This window comes from Burkholderia sp. Ac-20353 (assembly GCF_017104785.1).
Classification (GTDB): Bacteria; Pseudomonadota; Gammaproteobacteria; order Burkholderiales; family Burkholderiaceae; genus Burkholderia.
The window spans coordinates 1-1,671 of the sequence record NZ_JAAGPL010000464.1; the positions used below are offsets into that span (position 1 = coordinate 1).

A 1,671-nucleotide genomic window follows, 5' to 3' on the forward strand; every position below is an offset into this window, starting at 1 on the left:
GGCGCGAGCCACGCAAGCCGCGGCAGCACGGCCCAAGCGGCATCAGCCGGATGCGCGGCCGCCCACTCGGCCCACTGCGTGTGCGTCAGCCAGAAGCCGCGCGGGTGGTCATGCGCAATCTCGTCGGCGACTTGCGGCAACGGCACGCCGTGCGGGTAGAACAGCCATCCCTTGATGAACATCTGCGCGTCGGCCGGTGCGCCGTATCCGAGCAGCGCGAACGCGTTGCGACCGCTCAGGCGCAGTTGATGGCTGATCAGCCGGCCGCGTTTGCGATCGAAGCGGTCGACGAGATTCGGGCCGACGAAATCGGCGAGCGTTGCCGCGCCGCGCACCGGTGCACACAGATAGCACTTCACCGCCAGTTCCCAATGCAGGCGCCGGCCGGCCGGTGTATCGACGAGAAAGTCCACCTCGCCGAGCGTCTGACCGTTGATGCGCAACGCGAGGTTGGCCGCCACGAGTCGCAGCGACGGTCCGTGCGTGAGGAAGTATTCGAGCAGGCATTCGGCGTAGCGGCCGAGCCTGACCGGGCGCAGCCCTTCGAGCGCATGGTGCAGCGGCTCGGGCGCCGCATCGAGCGCGACCAGCCAGGCTTGCGCGTCGGCCTGCTCCGTGGCGTCGGACCACGGCTGCGCAAGCGGCGCGCCGGGCGCCGCCGTCAGCAGGCCCGGGCTCGACAGCAGCCACGCAAGATCGCGCACCGCGGCGTCGCGCAGCGTTTCGACGAACGATAACGCCGCGCGCGCCGTCATTGCTCGGGCTGCTCGTCAGCCTGGCTGATGGCCGCCCCAGGGACGGCCGCCCCACGGATGGCCGCCCCACGGAACGTATCGCGCGCGAGGCACAGATCGGCCCACGCCTTCGACTTGTCCTGCAGGCTGCGCAGCAGATAGGCCGGGTGATAGGTGACGATCACCGGCACACCTTCGTACGTGTGCACGCGGCCGCGCAGCGACGCGATGCTCGCGTCCGTCTTCAGCAGCGTCTGCGCGGCGAAGCGGCCGAGCGCGACGATCAGCTTCGGCTTCACGAGCGCGACCTGACGCTGCAGATACGGCTCGCAGCGCGCGACTTCGTCCGGCTCCGGGTTGCGGTTGCCGGGCGGCCGGCACTTGATCACGTTCGCGATGTACACGTCGTCGCCGCGCTTGAGCGACAGCGACTGCAGCATGTTGTCGAGCAGCTTGCCCGCCTGGCCGACGAACGGCTCGCCCTGCTTGTCCTCGTTTTCGCCCGGCGCCTCGCCGATCAGCATCCAGTCGGCCTCGCGATCGCCGACGCCGAACACCGTGTTGGTCCGCTTCTCGCAGAGCCGGCAGCGCGTGCAGTCGGCCACCCGCGCGGCGAGCGCGTCCCAGTCGAGTTCGGCCACCGGTGTTTCGGCGGGACGCAGGTCGGCGACCGGCACGGGATCGGCCGGTGGCGCGGCATCGAACCATGCGAAATCGTCTTCGTCGAGCGGGGGCCCATCGTCGGGTGGCGCGAGCGCGTCCGTGGGCGCGGGCGCGGCAGGTGCATTCGCCGCCGTCTCCGCCGCTTTCGCCCGCACGTCGACCGGCTGCCCGGCAGTCGGCGCAGCAGGAATCGCGTCGCGCGCCACGGCCGTCTTGCCCGCCGGCCGTGCATCACGCGTTTCGGCCTGCCGCCCCACGGCCTGCGCCACGCCGC

Annotated in this window: 2 protein-coding genes; both read right to left on the reverse strand. The window is 71.2% G+C overall.

The genetic code is table 11. The features are described 5' to 3' along the window. A partial coding sequence (locus G3N94_RS41315; RefSeq protein ID WP_205799908.1) for a DUF1853 family protein occupies positions 1-755 on the reverse strand: 755 nt, incomplete at its 3' end. After that, positions 752-1,671, reverse strand: a 920-nt coding sequence (locus tag G3N94_RS41320; protein WP_241022367.1) for a uracil-DNA glycosylase, incomplete at its 5' end; no start/stop codon positions are given. The genes G3N94_RS41320 and G3N94_RS41315, both read right to left, overlap by 4 nt.